The organism is Bacillus sp. LB7 (assembly GCF_030449715.1).
In the GTDB taxonomy this organism is placed as follows: domain Bacteria; phylum Bacillota; class Bacilli; order Bacillales; family Bacillaceae; genus Bacillus; species Bacillus paralicheniformis.
Window position 1 is genome coordinate 38,166 of the sequence record NZ_JASGCA010000011.1, and the last position, 24,109, is coordinate 62,274.

General features: G+C 46.2%; 21 protein-coding genes. 4 read left to right on the forward strand and 17 right to left on the reverse strand.

Annotated features, from left to right (window positions below):
• Positions 1-35: 35 nt before the first annotated feature.
• The 9 genes from QMZ64_RS14835 to QMZ64_RS14875 all read right to left on the reverse strand — a co-directional run bounded on the left by QMZ64_RS14835 (position 36) and on the right by QMZ64_RS14875 (position 12,937).
• Complete coding sequence (locus QMZ64_RS14835; protein WP_265625788.1) at positions 36-767, reverse strand: (S)-benzoin forming benzil reductase; 732 nt, start codon at positions 765-767, stop codon at positions 36-38.
• Positions 768-787: 20 nt separating this feature from the next.
• Complete coding sequence (locus tag QMZ64_RS14840) at positions 788-1,243, reverse strand: hypothetical protein (RefSeq protein WP_265625787.1); 456 nt, start codon at positions 1,241-1,243, stop codon at positions 788-790.
• A 12-nt stretch (positions 1,244-1,255) separates the two neighbouring features.
• The gene (gene essA / locus QMZ64_RS14845; protein WP_322784712.1) at positions 1,256-1,744 is read right to left on the reverse strand and encodes a type VII secretion protein EssA; all 489 of its coding nucleotides are present in this window, start codon (positions 1,742-1,744) and stop codon (positions 1,256-1,258) included.
• Entirely contained in the window at positions 1,734-4,730 is a 2,997-nt protein-coding gene (gene esaA / locus QMZ64_RS14850) for a type VII secretion protein EsaA (RefSeq protein WP_265625785.1), read from the reverse strand. Before esaA ends, essA begins: the two co-directional genes overlap by 11 nt.
• Positions 4,727-9,211 carry a type VII secretion protein EssC gene (gene essC / locus QMZ64_RS14855; RefSeq protein ID WP_265625784.1) on the reverse strand — a complete coding sequence of 1,495 codons (4,485 nt, stop codon included), beginning with the start codon at positions 9,209-9,211 and terminating at the stop codon, positions 4,727-4,729. Before essC ends, esaA begins: the two co-directional genes overlap by 4 nt.
• 36 nt (positions 9,212-9,247) lie before the next feature.
• Positions 9,248-10,564, reverse strand: coding sequence for a type VII secretion protein EssB (essB, locus tag QMZ64_RS14860; protein WP_075751295.1), 1,317 nt, complete (start codon positions 10,562-10,564; stop codon positions 9,248-9,250).
• 14 nt (positions 10,565-10,578) lie between these two features.
• On the reverse strand, positions 10,579-10,818 hold the full coding sequence (yukD, locus tag QMZ64_RS14865) for an ESX secretion system protein YukD (protein WP_020452810.1): 240 nt from the start codon (positions 10,816-10,818) through the stop codon (positions 10,579-10,581).
• Between the two features lie 80 nt (positions 10,819-10,898).
• Positions 10,899-11,195: a WXG100 family type VII secretion target gene (locus QMZ64_RS14870; protein WP_003184900.1), complete on the reverse strand. Its 297-nt coding sequence runs from the start codon at positions 11,193-11,195 to the stop codon at positions 10,899-10,901.
• A 332-nt stretch (positions 11,196-11,527) separates the two neighbouring features.
• Complete coding sequence (locus tag QMZ64_RS14875) at positions 11,528-12,937, reverse strand: alanine/glycine:cation symporter family protein (protein WP_301441402.1); 1,410 nt, start codon at positions 12,935-12,937, stop codon at positions 11,528-11,530.
• A gap of 182 nt (positions 12,938-13,119) precedes the next feature.
• On the opposite strand from QMZ64_RS14875, the gene QMZ64_RS14880 reads away from it, so the two are divergent.
• Positions 13,120-14,358, forward strand: a complete 1,239-nt coding sequence (locus tag QMZ64_RS14880; protein ID WP_020452812.1) for a sporulation transcriptional activator AdeR — start codon at positions 13,120-13,122, stop codon at positions 14,356-14,358.
• Positions 14,359-14,468: 110 nt separating this feature from the next.
• On the forward strand, positions 14,469-15,608 hold the full coding sequence (gene ald / locus QMZ64_RS14885; RefSeq protein WP_301441403.1) for an alanine dehydrogenase: 1,140 nt from the start codon (positions 14,469-14,471) through the stop codon (positions 15,606-15,608).
• Between the two features lie 52 nt (positions 15,609-15,660).
• Here the strand turns inward: ald and QMZ64_RS14890 are convergent, their stop codons facing one another.
• Both QMZ64_RS14890 and QMZ64_RS14895 read right to left on the reverse strand, forming a co-directional pair.
• The gene (locus tag QMZ64_RS14890) at positions 15,661-15,903 is read right to left on the reverse strand and encodes a hypothetical protein (RefSeq protein ID WP_265625781.1); all 243 of its coding nucleotides are present in this window, start codon (positions 15,901-15,903) and stop codon (positions 15,661-15,663) included.
• Between the two features lie 14 nt (positions 15,904-15,917).
• Positions 15,918-16,511 (reverse strand): sulfite oxidase-like oxidoreductase, encoded by a 594-nt coding sequence (locus QMZ64_RS14895; protein ID WP_265625780.1) that lies wholly within the window; start codon positions 16,509-16,511, stop codon positions 15,918-15,920.
• A 104-nt stretch (positions 16,512-16,615) separates the two neighbouring features.
• Between QMZ64_RS14895 and QMZ64_RS14900 the strand changes: the two genes are divergently transcribed.
• Positions 16,616-17,212 carry a biotin transporter BioY gene (locus QMZ64_RS14900; protein WP_243942327.1) on the forward strand — a complete coding sequence of 199 codons (597 nt, stop codon included), beginning with the start codon at positions 16,616-16,618 and terminating at the stop codon, positions 17,210-17,212.
• A 78-nt stretch (positions 17,213-17,290) separates the two neighbouring features.
• Here the strand turns inward: QMZ64_RS14900 and QMZ64_RS14905 are convergent, their stop codons facing one another.
• Both QMZ64_RS14905 and QMZ64_RS14910 read right to left on the reverse strand, forming a co-directional pair.
• Positions 17,291-18,619 carry a Na+/H+ antiporter family protein gene (locus QMZ64_RS14905; protein WP_265625779.1) on the reverse strand — a complete coding sequence of 443 codons (1,329 nt, stop codon included), beginning with the start codon at positions 18,617-18,619 and terminating at the stop codon, positions 17,291-17,293.
• Positions 18,620-18,770: 151 nt separating this feature from the next.
• Positions 18,771-20,261 (reverse strand): leucyl aminopeptidase, encoded by a 1,491-nt coding sequence (locus tag QMZ64_RS14910; RefSeq protein WP_265625778.1) that lies wholly within the window; start codon positions 20,259-20,261, stop codon positions 18,771-18,773.
• 165 nt (positions 20,262-20,426) lie between these two features.
• Here QMZ64_RS14910 and QMZ64_RS14915 point away from each other — a divergent pair, with 165 nt between their 5' ends.
• Positions 20,427-20,903 carry a divergent PAP2 family protein gene (locus QMZ64_RS14915; RefSeq protein WP_043927710.1) on the forward strand — a complete coding sequence of 159 codons (477 nt, stop codon included), beginning with the start codon at positions 20,427-20,429 and terminating at the stop codon, positions 20,901-20,903.
• Positions 20,904-20,946: 43 nt separating this feature from the next.
• On the opposite strand, the gene QMZ64_RS14920 is transcribed toward QMZ64_RS14915, so the two are convergent.
• The 4 genes from QMZ64_RS14920 to QMZ64_RS14935 form a co-directional block, all read right to left on the reverse strand.
• Complete coding sequence (locus QMZ64_RS14920) at positions 20,947-21,612, reverse strand: 3D domain-containing protein (RefSeq protein ID WP_301441423.1); 666 nt, start codon at positions 21,610-21,612, stop codon at positions 20,947-20,949.
• A 133-nt stretch (positions 21,613-21,745) separates the two neighbouring features.
• Complete coding sequence (locus tag QMZ64_RS14925; protein ID WP_011198260.1) at positions 21,746-22,066, reverse strand: YuiB family protein; 321 nt, start codon at positions 22,064-22,066, stop codon at positions 21,746-21,748.
• A gap of 74 nt (positions 22,067-22,140) precedes the next feature.
• The gene (locus QMZ64_RS14930) at positions 22,141-22,269 is read right to left on the reverse strand and encodes a YuiA family protein (RefSeq protein ID WP_003184925.1); all 129 of its coding nucleotides are present in this window, start codon (positions 22,267-22,269) and stop codon (positions 22,141-22,143) included.
• A gap of 373 nt (positions 22,270-22,642) precedes the next feature.
• The gene (locus tag QMZ64_RS14935) at positions 22,643-23,860 is read right to left on the reverse strand and encodes an NAD(P)/FAD-dependent oxidoreductase (RefSeq protein ID WP_265627904.1); all 1,218 of its coding nucleotides are present in this window, start codon (positions 23,858-23,860) and stop codon (positions 22,643-22,645) included.
• Between the last annotated feature and the right edge of the window lie 249 nt (positions 23,861-24,109).

Below are 24,109 nucleotides of genomic sequence, written 5' to 3' on the forward strand. Positions count from 1 at the left end.
GCACAATCGATTTGATGTGCTTGTTTTTTTATTTTTCACAAAAACTCTTTAATGTCATATACCCTGCCGTTTTCAAAGTCGGTCTCAAGCAGGTCGAGCAGAACGCCGGCGACATAAGGCGTGCTTCTCAGCTTTCCTTCTGTTTGATAGGTTTTGAATCGTTCAATTTCATGAAAGTCTTTTTGCGATGATGAACGGATAACCTCTTGCATGCCGGTATCCATGATCCCCGGTGAGAAAGAAATCATCTTCACCGGATCAGACTCATCTTCCTGTTCAAAGCCGAATGTTTTTGTGAACATATCGAGCCCCGCTTTTGAACTGCAGTAGGCGCTCCATCCTTTATAAGGGTTTTTGGCCGCGCCTGATGATATATTGACAATCGATTTTTTGCCTTTGTATGGCTTGAGCCATTTGGTAAACAGCTGGCTGAGAATCACCGGCGTTAACAAATTCAAGTCATAATGCAGCCTCAGCTCTTCCGGTTCAGCTTCACCGGCGCGCTTGATCGGCGTCACCATGCCCGCATTGTTAATCAAGGTGATCGAAGCAAAATCGCGGGCTTGGACAGATTCTGTCAATTGCCGAAACCATTTTTCTGTTTCGGCGAGCTGTGTCAGATCGGCCTCATGCTGGATCAGCCTGTCATGACTGACTTCAGACTTGGTCCTTGAGACAGCGTGAACAATATGGCCTTTTTGCAAAAGCCCTTCGGCAATCGCGGCGCCAAGCCCTTTTGACGCTCCGGTAACAATGGATAAATGCATACGGCGTCCCTCCTTATCCATTATTGTACTGATTCATCAGCCTGCTTCTCAAGTGTAGCGGTTTTCTGTTCCGGAAGAAACGCGGCGAGCACGTAAAAAACCGCCGTCAGTAAACTGAACCATTCGAACACAATCAGCTGAAGAGCGGCCCCCAAAACAAGCAGACCTTGCGTCCATGAACCGCATTTCCCTTTTAAAACGCGAATCAAAGCAAAGATCATGATGGCAAGTGCCACACTCGAGCCTAGCAAGCCATAACCGTAGTGGACAAAGTCCGCCATTGCCTGGTCGTGTTCCTCCCTCAGCGAGGGGTATATCAGTAAAATGATGCCTAATGTGCAGATGACTACAATGTAATAGAAAATGGATTCTAATATGAGCAGCCCGTGTACTGCCACAAGCATTAATAACCAAATCGCCGCCAATGCAAAAGCTAGCCATGCAGACAGCACCTTATAAAACCTCGGACTTTTCATTGTTGAGCGCTCCTATTTTTTCTGCTGGCCGCTGACTTTCGGAATCAAAAAGAACAGACCGGCGATGCATAAGAGGATCAGCAGACCGTACAAGATCGGCAGGAAGATGGATTGCCGGCTTTCCGCAGCATCATCTTCCCGTCCCGATAAGGACGGATTTGCCGAGAATGACAGGTCAAGCTGTTTCAGCTTTGACGCCACGGAATTGCTTTCATTCGTGAAGCTTCCGGACAAGCTTTTCAGCTTTTCGATGGCATCTTCTTTTTTCGAATCTGTAAATGAGAATTCCTTCAGTTCTTCTGGAATTGATATTTCTTCTTTGTATTCCGTCTCTTCTTCCTGAAGATAGTCCGTCTCGATTTTAATATCCTGCTTTTCATACTCGTTCGGCTTGACATCGACTTTATCGATTTCCTCCGCCTTTACGATCGGAGTGAAAAGAAAGAAGGAGAGCATGACTGCCATGATCCCCTTCTTTCCCCATTTCGCATTAAGCATCATGGTCAGTCTCGCTTTCTTCTGTTCTTGATTTTGCAAAATCGATAATAAAAGGAACAGCAATCGCGATGATCGTGATTAAAATTAATGCTCCGATTCCGAGTGCAAACTGGCTTCCAGTTCCGTACTGAATCGACATATATACGGCTGATACCGGATTGTTAAAGCTGAAATTCGGCATCGCCAAGTCAAGCAGCGGCGCCACATAGAACAGCACCATAGCGGCTGTTGCGATTCCGCCTGCAATCGATCCCAGCATAAACGCCGTCCGGATGATGGCTGAACTTGCGACCAGCAGCAAGATCGTAAAGACCGACCACATGACGGCCTGATCGTCTGCGAGTGAGTAAATGTTCAAACCGAACAGGCTGATCATCAGTCCGACAATAATATTCAAAATGCCAAACAGCGCGCCTCTGACTAAGAGCGGAGCATTTTGATAATGATGGCTGAAGTATCCGATCAGCAAGCTGGAAAGCATCACAATCACGAGAATGACGACCGGCGGTACGTTTTGCGCTTTCGACTCTGGAACATCCCCGCTGATTTTCACCGGACTTGCCAGATGATCGTATACATATCCGTCGTTTCCTCCGAACGCATTGCCGAGAATGCCATACACGTCTCCGCGGATCAGTTTTGTCGTCGCGACATTTTGGCCCCAGTTTGAATTCAGGGTATCCGCTTTTTTCTGAACATCGTTTACACTTTCCTGAATATTGCCCGTGTACTCGATGACGCCTGATTGCGTTTCCGACAAGGAACCGAGCATGTTAGACAGCTGCAAAATGTCATTTCCAAGCGTATCCTGCATGCTGATGACCATCGTTCCATCTGTCGCGTCTCCCTGCATGACCGCCGTTCCGGCGCCTTCCGGATTGCGCAGCTGTTCAGATACGGCATTTGCTCGTTCTGAAATCGTGCTGAGTTCATTTAGCACGTCGGTCTGCTTCTCACTAATGAAATCGCCGTAGCTTTTGACGAAATCGGTCATGTCTGTTGTGTAAGTTTCAACATCTTCGCTAGTGGCTAGCATGTTGTTTTTTAGGTTTTCCCATTTTGTGTTTTCGTCTTCATCGACTCTGAGGACGGTATCAACTTTATCTTTGCTATTTTGGAGCATTCCTTCTTCAAGCGATGAACTCGCTTTGAATTTCCCTGTTACTGTAGCATGATAGACTGATAATAGATTATAGTAATCCATTAATTGATTAATGTCTCTATTAACAAAATCCTGATTTTCAAAAACCTTTTTCACTTCAGGGCTAATATCATAATCCTTCAACTCATTTTCGAGCTTCACTATATTATTACATATATTCTTAAAATTGTTGTCTCTTTCCTCTTCAAACTTTTTATTCAGCTTATCTACAGTATTATTTAATTCATCAATTTTATCATTTAGTTTCGTTACTTTTTCATCTAAATTATCAATTTTTTTCTTAAGTTCTTCATTATGCTCTTTTGTTTTTTGATCAATGTTTGACTTTACATCTGCAATGTTTACAGAGATCGTATTCAACTCTTTTTTTAACTCTTCAAGATTATTACTGTCTTGTTCATCAGGACTTTCTCCTGCAGAAGGCGGATCTTCATTATTTGTATCATCAACATTATTTTCGTCTGTTTGACCTGTATTTGCGGGATCCGAAGTATTGGCTTCTGACTCCCCAGATGAAGGAGGTTCTGGCTCTTCTTTATTTGGTGTTTGAATGTTATTAGACAATTCCTCTAATTCTTTTGAAATTTTCTCAAGCTCAGCTGTTTCATTGTCTAAATTTATTTCGATATTTTTACTATCGTCATCTTCACCTGAATCATCTTTTCCATCATCTTCAGGGTCTTCATCTTTTGGCGTTTCTTTATTATCAGGTTTAAACAATTCCGCACGATACTTTAACATGTCAGAATTAGATTCAATATTATTTATTGTCACTTGTCTAGCTTCTCTTTTATAGTTAGAAATCAATTCACTCTGTAAAGTGCTTATCTTACCAAGCTGATCCTGCGGAACCCAATTATACCGGTATTCTTGCAAATTATCATTCGAATTCACAGCTAATCCAAACTGATTCTGTAAATTTCCAAATGCCGTCGTCATTCCGCTCATTTTATCACTGAAGCGATTAGCAACGATGGACTGCTTTTCCTTAATGACCGTAAGGCCGTCTTGGATCTGGCCTTCACTGTCCGCTTGTGCAGCCATCAGCAGTTCCGATTGCTTTTCTTGATATTGCTTGTACTGATTGACGTTGTCGACGAAGCTGTCCAATTGTTTTTTGGAGTCTTCGACGCTTGCGTTGCGCTCTTTTGATGTGCCTTCTGTTTCATTGATCGACTCTTTCAGTCTGTCGATCATCTCTTTTTGTCTCTCTACTTCGCCCGCTAAATTGTTGGAGCTCGGCTTGTAGAAATTGTACATCGCGTTTTGGAACTCTGATTCTTTGTTTACGATGCTGTCAAACTCTTTTCTGACCTTTTTGACTCCCTGTTTGACAAAGCGCCAGTACAGGGAAGACATTTTTTTACTCACCGTTTTTTGCGCGTCTTGAAGTTCGCGCTGGACTTTTTCCTTGTTGACGGCGTCAAGCTGGTCCTGAATTTTGAATTCCAGCTCCGCTTTTTGCGGACGCTCATGGTTGTAGCTTAAAATATTTTGCGAAAAGTCCGACGGAATGTAGACAATCGCATCGTATTGCTTCTCCGCAAGTCCGCTTTCTGCTGCACTCCGGTTGACGACCGTCCATTTATAGTCCGGACGGTCAACCAGGGAGGCCGAGATTTCGTTTCCCAGCAGCGCATCTTGATCAACGGTTCCGTCATCTTTCAAAATGCCGGTATCTTCATTGACGACAGCGATTTCCCTTGTCGCGTTCGATACCTTTTTCGTCGGGTTCTCACCGATGAAATGAAAGAACAAGACGGGCAGCAAGATGACCGTGACGATGGCGCTGATAATTTTCAGCGTGCTTTTTTGTTGTTCCGTCATTTCGTTTTCTTCCTTTCTACGGCACATAAAGGAATTTGAATTTTCCTCTCTTTGCCGTTTTCAACGATATAACCAAAGCCCGGGAGAATTTCCGGCTCCTGGCGTTCATATGGGAGCTGAATCAAGTTCTGCTCGGATTTTTTCATCAATAGCATGGCGTGTCTGACCTGCTTGACTTCGCTTGTCAGCGAATCATAGCCTTTTGTGAACTCGCTGTGATTACCTGCAGGTATAAAGTGGAAGCCTAAATGGGCGTAAGACTTCATGAACATCGCCATTTTGTCCTGAATCGATGCGTCGATCGTCTGCTGGAACCGTGAAAGTCCGTCGACGATAAAGACCATCGGTGAAAAATCAAGGTTGTCGATTTCGCCTTGTTTAACGGCTTCCAAATACATCGCTTCTCTTGTCCGGCAAATTTCTTCCGTCTCAGCCAGCCAGAGCATAATGTCGTCTTTCGTTTCAAGATAGCTGATTTGATCCTCTGTCGCATATTGAGAAAGCCCTCTGTCTATCGAATCAAACACGGCAATTTTTTTCGTGTCATGGTCAAGCAGGTGCTCGAGCATGATCTTGATGACGTTTGTTTTTCCGCGCTGCGTCTGACCCATGATGAGGCAGTGCTTATTTTTCTCAAGGTTAAAGTATACGGGTTCGACAGATTCTTCATCGAGCCCCATTGGAATAAGGCCTCTTTCAGGCTGCAGCGGATAATCTCTCACAAACTGCGTGACGGAAAGCTCGAGCGGCAGCATCGGCACAGGCGCCGGCTTTCTCATACCTTCCGAGCGTTCTGCGATCGCCTGAATGTCGGCTTTGATCCCTTCAAACAGCTCGATATCGTTGTCCGCTTCCACAGGCATAAACATTTGTGCGAAGTATTGGTTTTCTTTATTGATAATGACGCGTCCAGGGATCGGTTCAAGGCTGAATTCCGGCCTTCCGATGATCGAATATGCTTCAGACTGATCCATCAGGTAGTGGACAACCCTCGTTTTCAGGTTGTTCAAGAGCGACTGTCTGATCGCATTGACCCTTGTCGCGGTCAGGATTAAATAAATTCCAAGCGACTGGCCGTCGCGTGAAAACTGGATAAATTCGCTTTCAAGTTCATGCATTTCGTCTTTAATGATGTCAAAGTTGTCGACCGTTATGAAAATAAACGGCAGCTTTTCCTCATTCAGCGCATTGTACATCTTGATATGGCTGATTTCTTTTGCACGGAAGAGATTTTTCCGGTGCTCGATTTCCGCCTTGATCCGGACCATGAATTTCTCGATTTTTCTCGTTTGGTCCATCAGGAAATAATCCGCGGTGTGCGGAAGCCTTGCAAGCGGAAGCAACGTTCCGTTGCCAAAATCGAAAATGTAGTAATGCAATTCTTCCGGCGTATATTGTTCGGCAAAGCTCATCATGAACGTCGTGGCGGTCAGGGATTTTCCGTAGCCTGACGAGCCGACGATGCCGATATTGCCGTCATCCATCATGCGGTAGCTGATCGGCTCCTGGCTTTGCTTTTCAGGTTCATCGATATAAGCAAAGTTAAAGGCATCCGCTTCCTCAGACGGGTAGCGCGTTTTCGGTATGCGCTCTTCAAGCGGCGGCAGCCAAGGGCTCGGAAGCTTCTCGATTCCCATTTCCGCTTGAATCCGTTCAATTTGTTCGACGACGGCGGAAATTTCCGTCACGGCCTCTTTTTTCGCAGCGCGATCGGCATCAACGTCTGACAAAGGAATTAATCCGGTGTCTGTGACGATCGCCACTTCATCCTCTGTGCCGTAGCCGTCCTCCATGTAAGGGGCGCCGCTCCATGCAGACTGGAACAGTTCATACACCTCATTGTTGCCGACTTGCAAATAACCGCGGCCTGTTACCGTGATGGTAGCCGCATCCCCGTTTTTAAGGATTTCTTTACTGTCATTCGCATCCTGCACCTTCAAGGCGACCTTAAATCTGGAGTTGCTCCAAATCTGGTCGTCGATGATGCCGCCCGGTTTTTGCGTCGCCAAGATTAAGTGCACCCCGAGGCTTCGGCCGATCCTTGCCGCGCTGACAAGCTCGCGGATAAATTCCGGTTCTTCGCTTTTCAGCTCGGCAAATTCGTCTGAGATTAAGAAAAGGTGCGGCATGGCCGTTTTCGCTTTTTTCTGTTTGTAAAGCTTTGTATAGTCATTGATATGGTTGACTTTGTACTGATCAAAGAGCCGCTGCCTTTTCTTCAGCTCACTCTTAATGGACGCCAGCGCCCGGTTGCTGAAGTTTTTGCTGCCTTCAATGTTTGTAATCGTTCCGAGCAAATGGGGAATGTTCCGGAACGGCTGCGCCATTCCGCCCCCTTTGTAGTCGATTAGCAAAAATGCGACTTCATGCGGGTGAAAGTGAACCGCCAAAGACAAAATATAAGTCTGCAAAAATTCACTTTTACCCGAACCGGTCGTTCCGGCAAGCAGCCCGTGGGGGCCGTGTGCTTTTTCATGAAGGTTCAAATGAACAATGTCGTCTTTTCCTTTATAGCCGATCGGCACGGCCAAAGATTTGGCCGATTCGCTTGTCAGCCATTTTTGGCCGATTCCGATGTCATCGACTTCCTTCACTTGGAACAGTTCGAGAAACGATACGGTATCAGGGATCGAATTCGTCATGCCCGTCTGGTGGTCAAGCGTTCTTAGCGTCCGGGAAAACAGTTCATTGTCTTCCCTATTGTGATGATCCAGCTGAAATGGGATCTGGACGGCTTTCTTTTGCTTGATCAAAATGTCGCCTTCCTGTTCAGTAATATAACGAACAAGGGTATGAATGTTTTCGGACAGGCTTTCTTTCGTCTCTGCCGCCACGATTGTCGACACTCCGAGGTTTTTCTGCTTGCCTTCCAAATATTCTAAAATGACGTGTTCTGCGATGAGCTGCTGATTTGTGATGATAAACACAAAGTGCGGCTTATACAGTGTTTTCTTTTTATTTTCATCTAAATCCCGTTCTCTCAAAATCTCATATATGCTTGAAAGGAGCTGATCTCTCGTCTGTTCGTTATAAATAAACCCTTTCGCATAAATATGAGGCATCTGAAAATGCGGGAGCCACTTCATCCATTCCCATTCTTGATACTCGGCTTCGTCAAAAATAAAGACAAAGCGCAAATCATGATAGCTGTGGAAAAATGCGAGTTGGCCGACAAGCTGATGAATTTCATTTTTGACGACGGACAATTTTCCGACGACGCCCATCGGGCCTTCGGCGAGATTCACGGTGATCGGCGCATTTTTCAGCTCTCTGTAGACCTCTTCCATTTTTTGCGTTTGTTCGAGGAGATGGTCTGTATCGCGATTGGCCAAATCTCCGCCGTTCAAATTGATTTGGTATGAAGATGCAACGTTTCCCGTTCCAAGGCGGATTTGCAGAAAATCAGCGCTTTCAATCGATTTTTCCCAAATTCGTCCGCTGATTTCCTTTGTTAAATATTTCATTCTCTCAAATGTAGGAAAGTGGAAATCAAGCACGAACTTTTGCCTTTCTGCAAGTTCATGCAGCTCTTTCTTTTTGTTTTCAAGATAAAGGGTGTAGACCCGCTCTCTTTTTTCTTCTCTTTTTTTACGCTGATTTTTATCGCGGAAGTACTGCACGGTTGACGTAATCAGCGTCATCATAAACATCGCAAGGGAGACGATGATAAAGATTCCCCGCGGCTGAATGAGCGCCACGATCCCCATGACGAGCAGCATGACGATCGGAGGCAGAATCATCAGCCATAAGCCTCTGTTGTCTCCGTCGCTTTCCTGCGCCGGGAAGCTGAAGGATATCTTTTCATCCGGCAGGTCGTAAATCATTCTCGGCGGCCTGCGGTAGTGCGGATATTTATTTTTTGTCTCGGAGCTCGGCTTGAGAATGTTCTCCAAAGACGTATCATACTGCCCGAACCCCTCGATTTCCAAGAGGTCATCTTCAACGATGCGAAGAATATTCAGTCCAAATGCGATTTCGTCTCCATTTTGCACAGAGACCGAAGCGGACACTTCTTCTCCGTTCAAATAAATTTTGGCGCCATTCGGCAGGACATTCCATCGCCCGTCGAGGCGGATGAAGGAGAACGTACCTTTTTCTCCAAAGAATGAATCCGTTTCATGGAAATAAACATCCGCTTCTTGATCGAGGGAAGAAATGACGACTTCCTGCCGCTCTCCCAAATAGTAGGCGGGAACGCTGTCGGATTCTTCGGCTAAAAAAAGCGTCAGCTGTTCAGCGCCGCTTTGGATGGACGCCTTTCCACCAAGCTTTAAAGAAGAGACAGTCTCCCCTCCCAGCTGCGCGTTGAAAGCGTCTGAGTCCTTCTGCTTTTCCAGTACCACCGGGCCTTTTTCAAAAGAAAAATGCTTGATCGTGACAGAATGTTTCAAATCCGGCCCGATTGTGAGCGTGCGGCTGTTCTGATCATCCAGTTTTATTTTTTGATAGTTTTTATGATAAAAAATCCATAACAGACTCATTTCTCCGCCTCCTGCCAACAACAGGTGTTTTCGCTTTTATTTATCATCTTTTTTCTTTTTGTCTTCCTTTTCTTTATTTTCTTTTTTCGCCTGCTCTTGCTCGGCTTTCTCCTTTTCAGCCTTTGCGGCCTCTACGTCCGCCTGGCTCTGCTCGGTGTTTGCCTGCTGGTTTTCATCAGTTTTAGCTTTCTGTTCATCTGCTGTCCGCTTCAATTCTTCAAGTTCTTTTTCGAGCGGTTCCAGCTGTTTCTGCCTCTCATCACTGGACAATTTATCATCGGCTTTAATGTCATCTGTATATTTCATAAGTGCCAACATAATCTGTGCATTGTTTTCCAGCTTACGGGCCGTCTCAAGCGCTTCTTTATTGGCGCCGCGTCCGATCTGAATCCAGTAAAGGAAGTTATTCGGATCGACTTGAAGCGTCAGACTCTTCATGGCATCTTCCTGTAAATCCGCTTCCTTCAGTACATTGTCAACGATGATATACGAATAAGCCAGCTGATATTGAACAGAATCAGGCATCTCGCCGGCATCATATTTATCCAGCGTACTGATGACTTTGCTGTACTGTTTATTTAAGAAGTAGCGGTTGCTTTCGATAAACGCCTGCTGTTTCGGTTGTGCAAAGAATAATGAGTAGAAGGAAAATAAAACAGCCGGTATTAAGCATAAAATAAGTCCTAACCCTATGTACCTTTGAATCTTCCATTTCTTCTTCGGAAGATGGACAAGCGTTTTTTCTTCGGCATCCAGTTCATCGATCCTCTTTTGAATGACGGCTTTCAAATCGCCGTACGTCCCGCTTGTGATGATGTCTTTTACCTGATCTGAAAACTTGATGGTTTCGCTGTATTTTAAATACTCTTCAAAAGTAAACTGCCCGTCGACAGCAAGCGCAGCGGCGGCTTTCACTTCATTGAAAAGTCTTTCTTCGTCGTGTTCATATGGTGGAATGCTTTCTTTCACTCCATAATGTAAAAATTTAGGTGTTAATCCTTTGTCAAAAACGATGTTTTCAGGCGCAGCGATCAGGTGCAGCCTTTTAATTGAATGTTCTTCAACGGCTTTCACAAGCTGGTACGCAAAAAGCCATTTGCTCTTTTTATTTTTTCCTTTTATATAACGAAATTCTTTATATTCGGAAGGAGGCTGAATCAAAATTTGGACTTCATCATCGGTCATGACGGTTTCTTTATTAAAGGAAGGATCGACTTCTTTGATGACGTTTGCTTCCAAGCCGTTCACAAGATTGATCTTTTCTCTTTGAAAACGAAAGATATAAGCACCGTCTTCTTTCGTCATGACGGCCTCTAATTGGTCTTCGAGATACGTTTTCTTTTTCTCTGCCATTCATCCAGATCCTTTCATAAAATTTCCAGGCGGTCACCTGTCGTAATTCCGCATTGCGATAATGTATATTCGCCTGAAAAAACGGCATCTTTATTTGTCACCCTTACCCAGTAGCCTTCCCGGGGAGGTACCGGTATGCTTTTGGCTTGCCACGCGATGTCGATTACCTTTTTAACAGAATGGTAATCCGACAGCCTGAGGTCAAAGGCGCTGCCGTCGTAATGTTTTAAATCGATGGTAATGTCAACATACACCAGTTCATCACCTCTCAATAGAAAAAGCGCCGTCATCTTCTTTTGAATTAGGCGCTTCTCTCATTCTTCTAATCTGTAAATTAGCCGCGAATTTGGCTAGCGATGTCTTGGTCAGTGCTTTCAAGAGTGTTAGCAGTCTGATGAAGCTGTTTAGAAACGTCGCTTAGAAGTTCAGCCATTTTAATAAAAGAAGGTCTTAGCTCTTGATATTGCTCTGAGAACGCACGGCTTGATTCACCTTCCCACATATCTTGAAGCTGGTTGATCATTTGATCAAGACGCTGATTGACCTGTTCAGTCACATCTCCGCTTTCTTTTTGATATCTGTCAGCCATTTGCCGCAATTCAGCCGGCGTAACACGAATGATTCCTGACATATTCCTTATACCTCCTGCGCTATTCGCCCTAGATATGGGCTAAATAACTTATTTTTTTGAACGCTTTTATTATAAAAACAAGATTGAGGCACAGTCAAACAAATCTGTTGTTATTTTACAAAATGAGTCTAAAGGTTTATCATTCCTCTATTTCCACCCGGCAAAAATTATAGAAATCTAGTAAAAATATCTCAATTTTCTTCTTTCGGAACATTTGCGTCAAATGACATGGTTGCATATACCTATTTGAGTCTGAAGCGTTTCCATAGGATAAAGGAAGGATTGCATAAGCGCAAAAAAGCCCGCCTCTAAGAGAGGCAGGCTTGTCTCGATCAGCCCGCTTTCAAGCCGGCTGACTTTTGTTTTTCCTTATTATAATGGTGCAAAAAGAAATCGTCAGTTTCCGCCCGAATGACTTTCCATAAGAGCACAAGGGCGATCAGGTTCGGGATCATCATTAATGCGTTCGCCATGTCGGCAAAAGCCCATACAGTATTGAGGCTTGCGACTGCACCGTAATATGCAGCGATGACATACACGACACGGTAAACCGGCACCCATTTTAAACCAACTAAATATTCCAGACATTTTTCTCCATATACATACCAACCGACAATGGTTGAGTAGCCGAAGAAAATAACTGAAAACGTCACGATGTATTTGCCCGCGGCTCCCAGTGAAGAAGCAAATGCGGCGTTTGTCAGCGCGCCGGCGTCAAGCGATGTATCGTGGGCAACACCAGAAAGCAGACCGCCTGAAGGATCCCAGAAACCCGTGATAATGAGAACAAGCCCCGTCATTGTACATACGATCAATGTGACGATGAAAGTTCCCGTCATCGCAACCAAAGCGGCCTTGACGGGGTGATCGGATTTCGTGTTACCTGCGATCAAAGCAGCGGTACCAAGACCCGCTTCGTTTGAAAAGATCCCTTTCGACATGCCGTTTCTGATCGCCTCAGACACGATCACACCCGTAAAGCCCCCTGCAGCTGACACCGGGTTGAAGGCGTGGTAAAAAATCAGCTGGAATGCTGGAATGATTTGATCATAATGAAGGAAAATAATGATCAGTGAGCCGCTGATATAAAGAACCGCCATGACCGGCACGAAAATGCTCGCAACCGTGCTGACACGCTGAAAACCGCCGAAGATGATCGCAGCCGTCAATACCGCGAGCACAAGGCCGATGATCCAGTCGGAAATTCCGAAACTGTGTGTGACGACTTCCGAAATCGTGTTGGACTGGACGGAATCCCCGATTCCAAAAGAGGCAAGCACACCTGACAATGCAAATAAAACGGCAAGCGGCTTCCACTTCTTCCCGAGCCCTTTTTCGACATAGTACATCGGCCCGCCCGAATATTCGCCCCGCTCATTTTTGACGCGGTATTTCGTGGCGAGCAATGCTTCGCTGTATTTCGTAGCCATCCCTAAAAGACCGACGAGCCACATCCAAAACAAAGCCCCCGGACCTCCAACTGTAATCGCCGTGGCTACACCGGCAATATTCCCGTTTCCGATCGTTCCGGCAAGCGTCGTCATCAGCGCCTTGAAATTGCTGACATCACCGTCTGCTCCGGCTGATTCTTTCTCTTTCCCGAATGCAAGCTTGAATGCATATATCAATCTTTTAAATTGAAGCCCCCGCAGGATGAACGTCAGAAATAAACCGGTTCCCACAAGCAGAATGATGCCCGGGACTCCCCATAAAAAGCCGTTAATTTTCTCTAGAATCGCCAATGTTCCTACTCCTCTTATTTCAGAATAATTAAATTTGGTGTAATACGTCGCCGCATTTATGAAAAATAATAAATCATCAGCGACTTTTTTGTTGATTTTAACAAACAACTATATTCATAATAAAAGTAAGATGGGTATATGTCAAAATTTTTTCATGCAAACATAAAAGTAGGGGTTTTTTTATGAACAATCGAAACAATCCTTTTAAATATCAATATGACCGTTTAGAAGATGTGGCAGATCATATCAGCGAGGTGCTGGACTGTCCGATTACAATAGAAGACATCAACCACCGTCTCCTTGCTTACAGCACCCACAGCGACTACACGGATCCGGCGAGAACGTCAACGATCATCGGAAGGCGCGTGCCGGAAAAGGTCATCAACAAGCTTTGGAAAGATGGAACGATTCCCGCCTTGATGAAAACCGACGAACCGATCAGGGTCGAGCAAATCGATGAAGTCGGCTTGTCGAGCCGCGTAGCGATATCAATCTGGAAAAACAGCGAGGTTATCGGTTTTATCTGGGCGCTGGAAAGCCAAAAAACGCTGTCGGAAGACGAGCTTCACCTTTTGAAGCTGGCTGCGGATTCCGTCAAAAACAAGCTGCTGCCTTATCAAGTCCGAAAAAGAAAAAATGAACAGCGCAGCCAGGAATTTTTCTGGAAGCTTTTGACCGGGCATATTTCGGAAGATCAGGAGATCTCTGACGGCTTTCATCAGCTTGGTATCGGAGTTCCTTCAACTTACTCGGTCATCATCATCCGGCTGAAAGACGAAATCGAAGAAAAAACCGAAAAACAGCTCCATTACTTGCTGGAGACGACGCAGCAGGTGCAAATTCTTCTGGCTACAATCGACTATAATGAGCTGATTGTCCTCGCTTCGCCAAAAACGGGGCAAAAGGGACAGCCGTTCAATGATTTAAAGCAATTTGCCGCGAATATACAAAAGCAGCTTGAAGAGCGCTATAAACTGAACAACTGCACGATTGCGATCGGCGGAATGTACAGCTTGATCACCCTTGTACACCAGTCTTATCAGGAAGCGCTCTCGGCGCTGAAGGTCAAGGAGCGTTTTCCCGAAGAAACAAGGCAGCTCGTCAGCTTTTCAGAGCTCGGCATCTATCAGTATCTCGACGTGCTCAGCGAAAAACGGAAACACGCAAGCTATCCAAACTATTCTTTAATGCAGCTTGAAGCATATGACAAAGAGCACCACTCCAATCTTGTCGAGACGCTTGAGCAGTTTATCGAATGCGACAGCAACGTCAACACCGCCGCCAAAAAGCTGAACATTCACGTTAACACGCTGAACTACAGGCTGAAGCGCATCAGTAAAATCGCCGAAATCGATTTAAAAAACATCAATGAAAAATTTACGATTTATCTGGAAATCAAGCTTCGCAACATGCATTTGTGAAATTCCACAAATGCATGTTTTTTTATTTTCTGATTCAAACAAAGAAAATTCTAAAAAGTCAGTATAAACTAAAACAACAGCATTTTTACAGAAAAAGGAGGAATAATGGGATGATTATCGGCGTACCGAAAGAAATCAAAAACAATGAAAACCGTGTTGCCTTGACTCCCGGTGCGGCTTCTCAACTAATCGCGGCCGGACACCGCGTCATCATGGAAAAAGACGCGGGAACTGGAAGCGGGTTTGAAAATGAAGATTACGTCTCAGTGGGAGCGGAGATCTCAGAACAGGCAAAAGCTGTCTGGGAAACGGCTGATATGGTGATGAAAGTCAAAGAGCCGCTCCCTGAAGAATATCCGTATTTTAGAGAAGGTCTCATTTTGTTCACTTATCTGCATCTGGCCGCAGAGCCTTCCCTGGCTGAAGCATTAAAGCAAAAAGGCGTGACAGCCATTGCCTATGAAACGGTCAGCGACGGCCGTTCCCTTCCATTGCTGACGCCGATGTCAGAGGTAGCCGGGCGGATGGCCGCTCAAATCGGCGCACAGTTCCTTGAAAAGCCGAAAGGCGGAAAAGGCATACTATTGGCCGGTGTACCCGGAGTCGCGCGCGGGAAAGTGACGATCATCGGCGGAGGCGTTGTCGGCACAAATGCGGCAAAAATCGCGGCGGGCCTCGGAGCCGATGTGACGATGATCGATTTAAGCGCAGAACGTCTGCGCCAGCTTGATGATCAATTCGGCAACCAAATCAAAACATTGATGTCCAATCCGGTCAACATCGCCGATGCCGTAGCGGAAGCCGATCTCCTCATCTGCGCGGTGCTGATCCCGGGTGCCAAAGCGCCGACTTTAGTGACGGAAGAGATGGTTAAACAGATGAAACCGGGCTCTGTGATCGTTGACGTCGCAATCGATCAAGGCGGCATCGTCGAGACGGTGGATCACATCACAACCCACGACAATCCGACCTATGTCAAACACGGAATCGTCCATTACGCCGTCGCCAACATGCCGGGCGCCGTTCCGCGGACATCCACAGTCGCGCTGACGAATGTAACGGTGCCGTATGCGCTTGAAATCGCAAACAAGGGCGCGGAAAAAGCGATTCTTGAAAACCGTGCGTTAAAAGCCGGCGTAAACACAGCAAACGGCCATATCACTTATGAAGCCGTAGCCAGGGACTTAAACTATGATTACGTTCCGGCAGAGCTTGCGATCGAAAATTCGTCGTCAGCCGCCGGCGCCTAGCAGCAAAAAGACAGAGCCTCGGGAAATATCTCCGTGACTCTGTCTTTTCCTATTATTCCGTTTTCCGCCGATCCTGAAACAACTTTGCCGCGATTGCAGAAACAGGGATCGCCGCAAACAGGACAATTCCCCACAGCGTCCTGTCTGAGACATCGCCGGCTGCGGCAAACAGCGACAGAACCGCCGCAGCCATCAGCGCTAATAAAACAGCAAAAGCCTTTTTCTTGAACGATACAATGATAAGCCAAAAACAGACGGTCAGCATGAAAAATATGAACAGCTGTACGAAAAACATTTCACCCTCCCCCGCTAATCAAAGCTGTACCTTTCTTCTTTCCAAGGGTCTCCCCTCATATGGTAGCCGTTTTTCTCCCAAAAGCCCGGATGGTTTTCCTTTGTTAACTGAATGCCCCTCAGCCATTTGGCGCTTTTCCAAAAATACAGATGCGGCATGACCGCTCTGAGCGGAAAGCCGTGCTCCGGCGTGAGCGGGGCGCCGTTGTGGGAATGGGCCAAAAGAGACGAGTCCTTTAAAAAGTCTTCGAGCGGAACATTCGTCGTCCAGCCTTCCTCTGCATGCAAGATGACAAATTTGGCTTGCGGAAGCGGCTTTACTCTTTCAGCGATCTCCTTTGTTTTGATCCCTTCCCAAACATTATCGAGCCGGGACCAGCCTGTTACACAATGAATGTCATTGGACACTTCGCTCTGCGGCATGTCATGCAGATCATTCAAGGTCAGCAAGAGCGGCTGTTCGACAAGTCCGTAAACTTGCAAATTCCATTTTGACAAGTCTTCGTATTCCGGAACATCGCCTGCATGAAGAACAGGAAAAGATGTTGTGACATTTTGGTTTGGAGGCACCCTGTCGGACTTGTGCGTTTTTGTTTTTCCAAAAAACACGAAAGACCCCCCCTTTGTTAACTCTCATTAAAAAATGGTTGACAAACTATTTTACGATCTCTTACGATAAAGTTGTGTTGAATCACTGAGGAGGAACAAAGCTCATGAATAAAAAGAAACTTCGCGCCGCTGATATGGCGCTTGTCGGAATGTTTGCCGCCCTGATGGGAATCGGCGCTAATATCACTTCGTTTGCCCCGTTTCTGCAAATCGGCGGTATTCCGCTTACGATGCAGCCTTTCTTCTGTCTGCTTGCCGGGCTTCTGCTCGGCCGCAAATTAGGTGCGCTGGCCATGATCGTCTATGCGTTAGTCGGCTTTGTAGGCGCTCCTGTATTCGCTTCTTTTTCAGGCGGTATTTCCGTTCTTTTCAAAGGAAGCGCCGGATTTATTCTATCCTACATTCCTGCCGCATATGCCGCAGGCTGGATCACGGACAAAGTATCAGAGCCGAAAACAGGCCACTTTTTCACAGCTTCATTGATCGGTACACTGATCATTTATCTGATTGGCGTCAACTATACGTATCTCGCGTTTTCAACTTGGCTTAATACACCGTTGTCTTATTCAGCCGTTTGGAAGATGATGACCTGGTTCTTCGTGAAAGACTTGGCATTCTCCGTCCTGCTCGCCGCGCTCGCCTCAAAGGTTTTCCGAGCGGTTCAAAAAGGCGCAGGCTTCAGAAGAAACCCGACTTATTAATAAAAAGCAGGCGGTGCGGTTCTCTTTTTATTTTAACAAACATAGAAAAAAATTCCCCTCAAAGCGAGGGGAATTTTTTTAAAGAACAATCGCCGCGATCCAGCCAAACAAAATCAGCGGAATATTATAAAAGATGAATGTCGGAACACAAGTGTCCCAAATGTGGTGGTGCTGTCCGTCTGCATTCAAGCCGGATGTCGGGCCAAGCGTGCTGTCGCTCGCAGGTGAACCGGCGTCTCCGAGAGCCGCCGCCGTCCCGATAATGGCGATGGTCGCCATCGGACTGAAGCCAAGCTGCATGCAAAGCGGCACAAATATCGTTGCTATAATCGGAATCGTCGCAAATGATGAACCGATCCCCATTGTAATCAATAAGCCGACAATCAGCATCAGCAATGCGCCGATCACTTGATTATTGCTGATGAAACCGGTTGACGCTTCAACAAGAGCTTTGACATCGCCCGTTTTCTCAAGCACATTGGCAAAACCGGCTGCGGCCAGCATCACAAATCCGATAAACGCCATCATGTTCATGCCGTTTGTGATCAATTCGTCCGCTTCGCCGCGTTTCATCGCTCCGCTTAAAAACAAGACTGCCAAACCGCTGAGCGCGCCGAAGATCATTCCGTCGACGTCTAAACTTTGAGACAAATAAAGCTGTACGCTTAGTGATACAGCGATGGCCAAAGCGGCAATCGAAAGGCTTTTTTTCGTATAGACCGCCGATTTTTGACCGGCGATTTCCTTCATTTCGTACGTGCGCGGTTTGCGGTACACAAAAGCAGCGGCAGCCAAACCGGCAATCATCCCGGCGATCGGGATGATCATGGCGATTGGAATATCAGCCAATGTGACCGAAAGTCCGGCGTCTTTCATATTGTCTTTCAAAATCCCCTGGAAAATCTGGCCGAAGCCGACAGGAAGCAAAACATACGGAGCTGTCAATCCGAATGTCATCGCACACGCAATCAGGCGGCGGTCCACTTGCAGTTCATTCAAAATTTTCAATAACGGCGGAATTAAAACAGGGATAAATGCGATATGAACCGGAACGATATTTTGAGACATACAAGAAATGATTAAAATCACGAAGACGATCAGCGCTTTTGAAAGAGTTTTGCGCCTTGTATCACCTTCTTTGCCGATCAGCTTGACAGCAGCTTCAACCATGGCATCCGGAAGACCCGTTTTCGTCAAAGCGACCGCAAATGCGCCAAGGAGCGCGTAGCTGACGGCAACGGTTGCGTTGCCTCCGAGTCCTTCCGTGAAGACGCTGACCGTCTGGCCGAGACCGAGACCGCCCGTCAGACCTCCGGCAAGAGCGCCCACAATCAAGGCAAGAACGACATTGACCCGCAGCAGGCTTAATATAAGCATGACAATAACAGCAATCACAACTGCATTCATATTTGAAACCTCCGAACAAACACTTTAGTTTGCTAATGTAGTAGATAATTAAAGTAATGAACGTATAGTACCACATATTTTATGAATGCGTCAATGAGGCTCCTCTGTATTTTTCATAAAAAAATCCCCTTCTGTCAAAGGGGATAAAAGCCTACAATTGATCCGAAAACCGCTCGACAAACGTGACAAGCGTCCTTACCATCACGCCCGTTCCGCCTTTCGGTCCAAAGCATGAGCTTTGAGCTGTCGTTGCCGTTCCGGCGATGTCAAGGTGAACCCATGGCGTCCGCTCGGCGAATTCGCCGAGGAACGTTCCGGCCATAATCGCATGGCCTTCCCTGCCCGGTGAATTGTTAAGATCGGCCATTTGGCTGTTTTTCACTCTTTTTTTGTCTTTTTCTGTAATCGGCAGCTGCCAAATTGATTCTCCCGCTTCTTCAGCCGCCTGTCTCACCTGCTGATAAAGCGGATCATGATTTGTCATCGCGCCCGTCGTTTCCGTTCCCAAAGCTACGATGACACCTCCGGTCAGTGTCGCGACATCGATCAACACGGAGGCACCGTGGTGCTTCGCATATGTCAGTCCATCAGCGAGCGCCAGCCTTCCTTCGGCGTCCGTATTCAAGATCTCAATCGTCTTGCCGCTCAAGGAAACGATGACATCGTCCGGCTTCATTGCGCTTCCCGAAATCATGTTATCAGTCGACGGGATCACGGCAAGCACGTTTTGTTCCGGCCTCAATTCGCCGATGGCTTCCATCGCTCCCAAAACGCTGGCGGCTCCGCCCATATCTGACTTCATGCCGACAATGCCGCTCTTCGTCTTAATCGAATAGCCGCCGGTATCAAACGTGATCCCTTTGCCGACTAAACCGATGACATCATCCCATGCTTCTTTTCCCTGATATTTTAAGACGATCATTTTCGGCGGCTCTTCTGATCCTTGGTTGACCGCGAGGAGACCGCCCATCCCGAGCTCTTCCATTTCAGCCTTTTCGAGAATTTCACATTCAAATTCGTATTTTGCTGCCAATTCAGCGGCGTATGACGCGAGATCCGCGGCTGTCAGCATGTTCCCCGGCATGTTCACGAGGGTTCTCGCCGAATTCGTCGCATTTCCGTACACCTGCCCGACGTGCAAACTCGCCTGAATTTCCTTCAGGTCATGGTCTGTCAAAACATAGACGCTTTGCAGGCATTGATCAGGCACATTTGCTCTGTGCTTGTAATCCTGCACTTCATAGCATGACAGCATGCATGATTCAGCCAATGCATGCGCGGCGTCAGCGGCTGGGACCTCTTCGGATACGAAGCTGTCGAGCATGACGGTTAACTCCTGCTTTCGATCTTTGTGAATCTGCTGAACAGCTTCGGCAAAGCACTGTTTCGCATCCTCGAAGGTAAATTCCGCTTCACGGTCCAATCCGACGATATAGATGCGTTTGACTCCCTGAAGGGAAGGGGTAAATATTTTAGACACTTTCGTTTTTTTGGAAGATACATCCCCGTCTTTCAGCAGCTGAGAAAGCTGGCCGTCCAAAAGGCGGTCGATTTCTTCCGCCTTCCCGTACAGCCGGCTTTTTTTAAACAGTCCGATTAAAAGCGTTTCTTTTTTTTCGAAGTCTTTAAAGGCATAAAACATGCGTTCACAGCTCCTTATCAGCAAAGTGAGTAAAATTGAAACAACAATGTTATAATAGGAAAAACATTTTTTCCCGATGGGGTTTCATATTATATATTTTAGCAAATAACTGAGTGCTTTTTTGAATTCATCTCTATTTTCTTTATAGAAAGGATGTTCTGCAAAATGGAAATCCTCACAAACTTTCCTTTACTGGCAAGCTTTGCCGCGATCTTTTTCGCTCAGTTTATCAAGGTTCCCATTTACTTTGTCGTCTCGAAAAAATGGGATTGGCGGCTCATCACAAGCACTGGCGGAATGCCGAGTTCACACTCAGCAGCCGTTACAGCGCTTTCAACCGGCGTGGCTCTTGATCACGGGATGGATTCTTCTTTGTTCGCCGTTTCCGCCATATTCGCCGTTATTACAATGTTTGATGCAACCGGAGTGAGAAGACATGCCGGAGAACAAGCAACAGTGATCAACCGGCTTGTCCGCGATTTCAACCGCTTTGTCAACGAAGCGAAAGATTTCCCTAAAAGCCATCAAGAAGAAAAACAGAAGAAGCTGAAGGAACTGCTCGGCCATCAGCCGATCGAAGTGTTTTTCGGCGGTTTGACCGGCATTGCCCTGACGCTGCTTCTCGATTATTTATTGATGTAGAGCAAAAAAACGTTTAAGACGCACGGGTCTTAAACGTTTTTTCTTATTCTTTCGCCATTTTATATTTTTGCCTGAATACTTGCATCGATTTATTTTCATTGAGCTTCAGGAGATCCTCTTCGGTAATGGTGCCGTTTCCTTTTTTAATGACATAAACATCAAGTGTTTTTTTGCCCCACTCTTTATAAACATCCTCAACCGTCTCATAGTACAAATCGAGCCGTTTCCCTTTAATCGCTGATCCGGTATCTGCAACAACGCCGTAGCCGTAGTCCGGTATGAACAATATCGTGCCGATCGGAAAGACCGACGGATCGGCAGCAACGGTTGAATATAAATCTCTTTTGACTTTGACTCCCGAATATGTAATCCCGTAATCTGGATGATGAGGCTGTTTTCCCGTCGATTCAGCCCCTGCTGTATATCCGGTCGCGGTGACTTTTTGCTTCGGATACTTGGTCCAGTCAAAGGCATCTTCAAGCGATTTCGGTTTGTTTTTAATTTGTTCTGCGGCAGACAGAGATGTTTTTTCCGCTTTTTCTTCCGGAAGTGATTTAAAGGTGAGCATCAGCTGTTTCAAGGACAGATCGCGTTCTTTCGCCCAGCTGGATATGTCCTGTGCTTCCACGCCTGAAACGGCAAAGAAGGTCGTCATAAAAGCAAGGACAAACAAAACTGTCATCAAGAAACGCCGGAACATTGTCATCACTTTTCTCAAATCTTCCACTCCTCTCACCATCTAGTTGTTTCCAAGCGGAAACAGAAATATTCAGATGACGGAAAAGTTTTGAGAAAAGTGAAAAAATTAAATTCAAAAAACCCTCTCCCTTGAAGAAGAAGGCTTAAAACATTTGATATCCCCTTTTTCGCAGCGCTTTAATCGTGACGCCCGACAATAGGGCTCCGGCCATTCCGCTGGCTAAAATGATGATATCGGCAGCAGCCAATGAAGCCACTCTGTCAAAAAGGCCGGAAAATGCCTCTCCCGGCGCCTCTACATAGCGAATCAGCTTTTCTTTATTCACAATGAAAAGGCATACAATTGGATAAATGACAGCCATGATCCATGACATCCTGAGCAGCATATTCAGCAGAAAACCGATACCGAAAAACAGGACGAAAAATAAGACAACTGAAATGATGACAACTGGTAAACTAATCAAAGCCTCCACCCCCAATTCACCTCTTTTAGTGTACATTGGGGAAGGAACTTGAGTCAATCATTGGAAAGCGGCGATCAGCGGTCTTTTCCCGTTCCCTTGCAGTTGCTGCACGTTTCCGAACCACCAAGCAGAAGCTGAAAATAGCCTTTTCCCGAACAGAAAGTACAGGTTGATTCAAGGCGATGGGTTGACGTCGTCTTCATTAGATACACACCTTTTTTCTTAATTTTCTGATAATATATCATGAACATTGTCAATAATAAAGTCAGAAAATATAACAGATCATTTGATGTAAGCGCTTAAAAGATAATCTTTCTTCCTTTTTCTTTCGTTTTTGAAGTTTTTAACCCCGAATAAAAAGCCCGCAGCTTCTGCTGCAGGCTTCACCGTGTCGAGAAACCCTCGCATTCATTGTCAGGGCTGCTAAGTCGGTGCTCAGGAATAGGAGAAGGCTCGGCGGCTAATCGCCCAGGCGTCCCGCCTGAACGCCGCCGTCATCACATCCTGTGAAAGTCAGCTTCCGATGCTCGGCCTTCCTAGACTGCAAGGGTTGCGGGTCACGCTGAACTTATCTGATTAGAAAAATTTAAACTTTCCTTTTTTCAGCACAAGTCCCGGCCCGCCGATCATGAACAGCGAGCGGTTGTCGATGATTTTTTTCATCATGGACGCCGTCGTTCCCGTCATCTTTCTCCCTAATGCGACGCCGATTGCATCATGTTCGCCTAGAGAAGCGACAGAGCCTTTATTATCGAATGAGAACGTTTCCGTTTCTTTGCCGTGAATCAGTGCGGCCAGATTGTTTGCGCACGTTTCGCCCTGCTGCATGGAAATCTGCGCAGTCGGCGGATAAGGCCTTTCGGTTTCTTCATTTATGATCAGCGAGCAGTCTCCGATAACAAATATATCATCATGGCCTTCAACGCGCAGATCAGGTTTTACCTTCACACGGCCGCGCATGTTTTCAAAGCCTGATTCTTCTATGATCGGGTTGCCGCGGACACCTGCGGCCCATACGACAGTGCCTGCTTTGATTTCTTCGGTCTGATCATCTTTTCCGCAGATGATTCCGTCAGGCGTGCATTCTTTCACAGCCGTGCCGATTTTGAATTCAACGCCTTTTCCTTCAAGATAGTTGACCGCATAATCGACAAGCTCCGGATCAAAGCCCGGGAGAACGGACGGCGCGGCTTCCACGCATATTAAACGAACCTGCTGGCGGTCGATATCGTATTCGCGGCACAGCTCAGGAATGCGGTTGCCCAATTCGCCCAAAAATTCAATGCCGGTAAAACCCGCTCCTCCGACAACAATCGTCAGGCGTTCCGGGCGCTTCTCGGCTTCTGTGTTATACGTCGCAAACTGATATTCAATGTGCTCGCGAAGCTGCCGGGACGAATTGATGTTTGAAATGGAGAAAGCATACTCTTTCAATCCAGAAATTCCGAAAGTTTCAGGGACGGCCCCTAGCGCCACGACAAGATAGTCGTAACTAAGCTCGCCGGTTTCAAGGACGACTTTCTTTCCTTCTTTATCGATTTTCTTTACCGTATCCTGAACGAAATTGACACGGGATGTATTGATGACATCTTTAATTTGATAGCGGCATCTGTCATGATGAAGCGTACCTGCGCTCGCTTCGTGCATCCAGGTTGTCTCATAATGATAATTGTGCTTGTTGACAAGCGTAACATCCGCTTCATTGACGCCGATTTTTTTAACAAGTCTCGTCACGGTCATTAATCCACCATAACCTGCACCTAATACTACTACTTTTGGCTTATTCAACGGAATCACATCCACCTTTTCTGTATTTTACTGCTAAGCCGGATTAAAAATAGCCTTTGGGTTATCTTCTGCCGGCTTCAGGCTTTTTATGAAAAAAAGTTTGTGAAACCCTTCACTTTAGTTTGCCGAACAACGGAATGTTTTTCGGCTGTGCGTCGAAAAATATTCACGAATCTTTAACAAATTGTTCACAACTACATCATAGCCGCTCGCTTTTGCTTTTTCAAGGTTAAATATGCTCGGGCGGCAGACTTT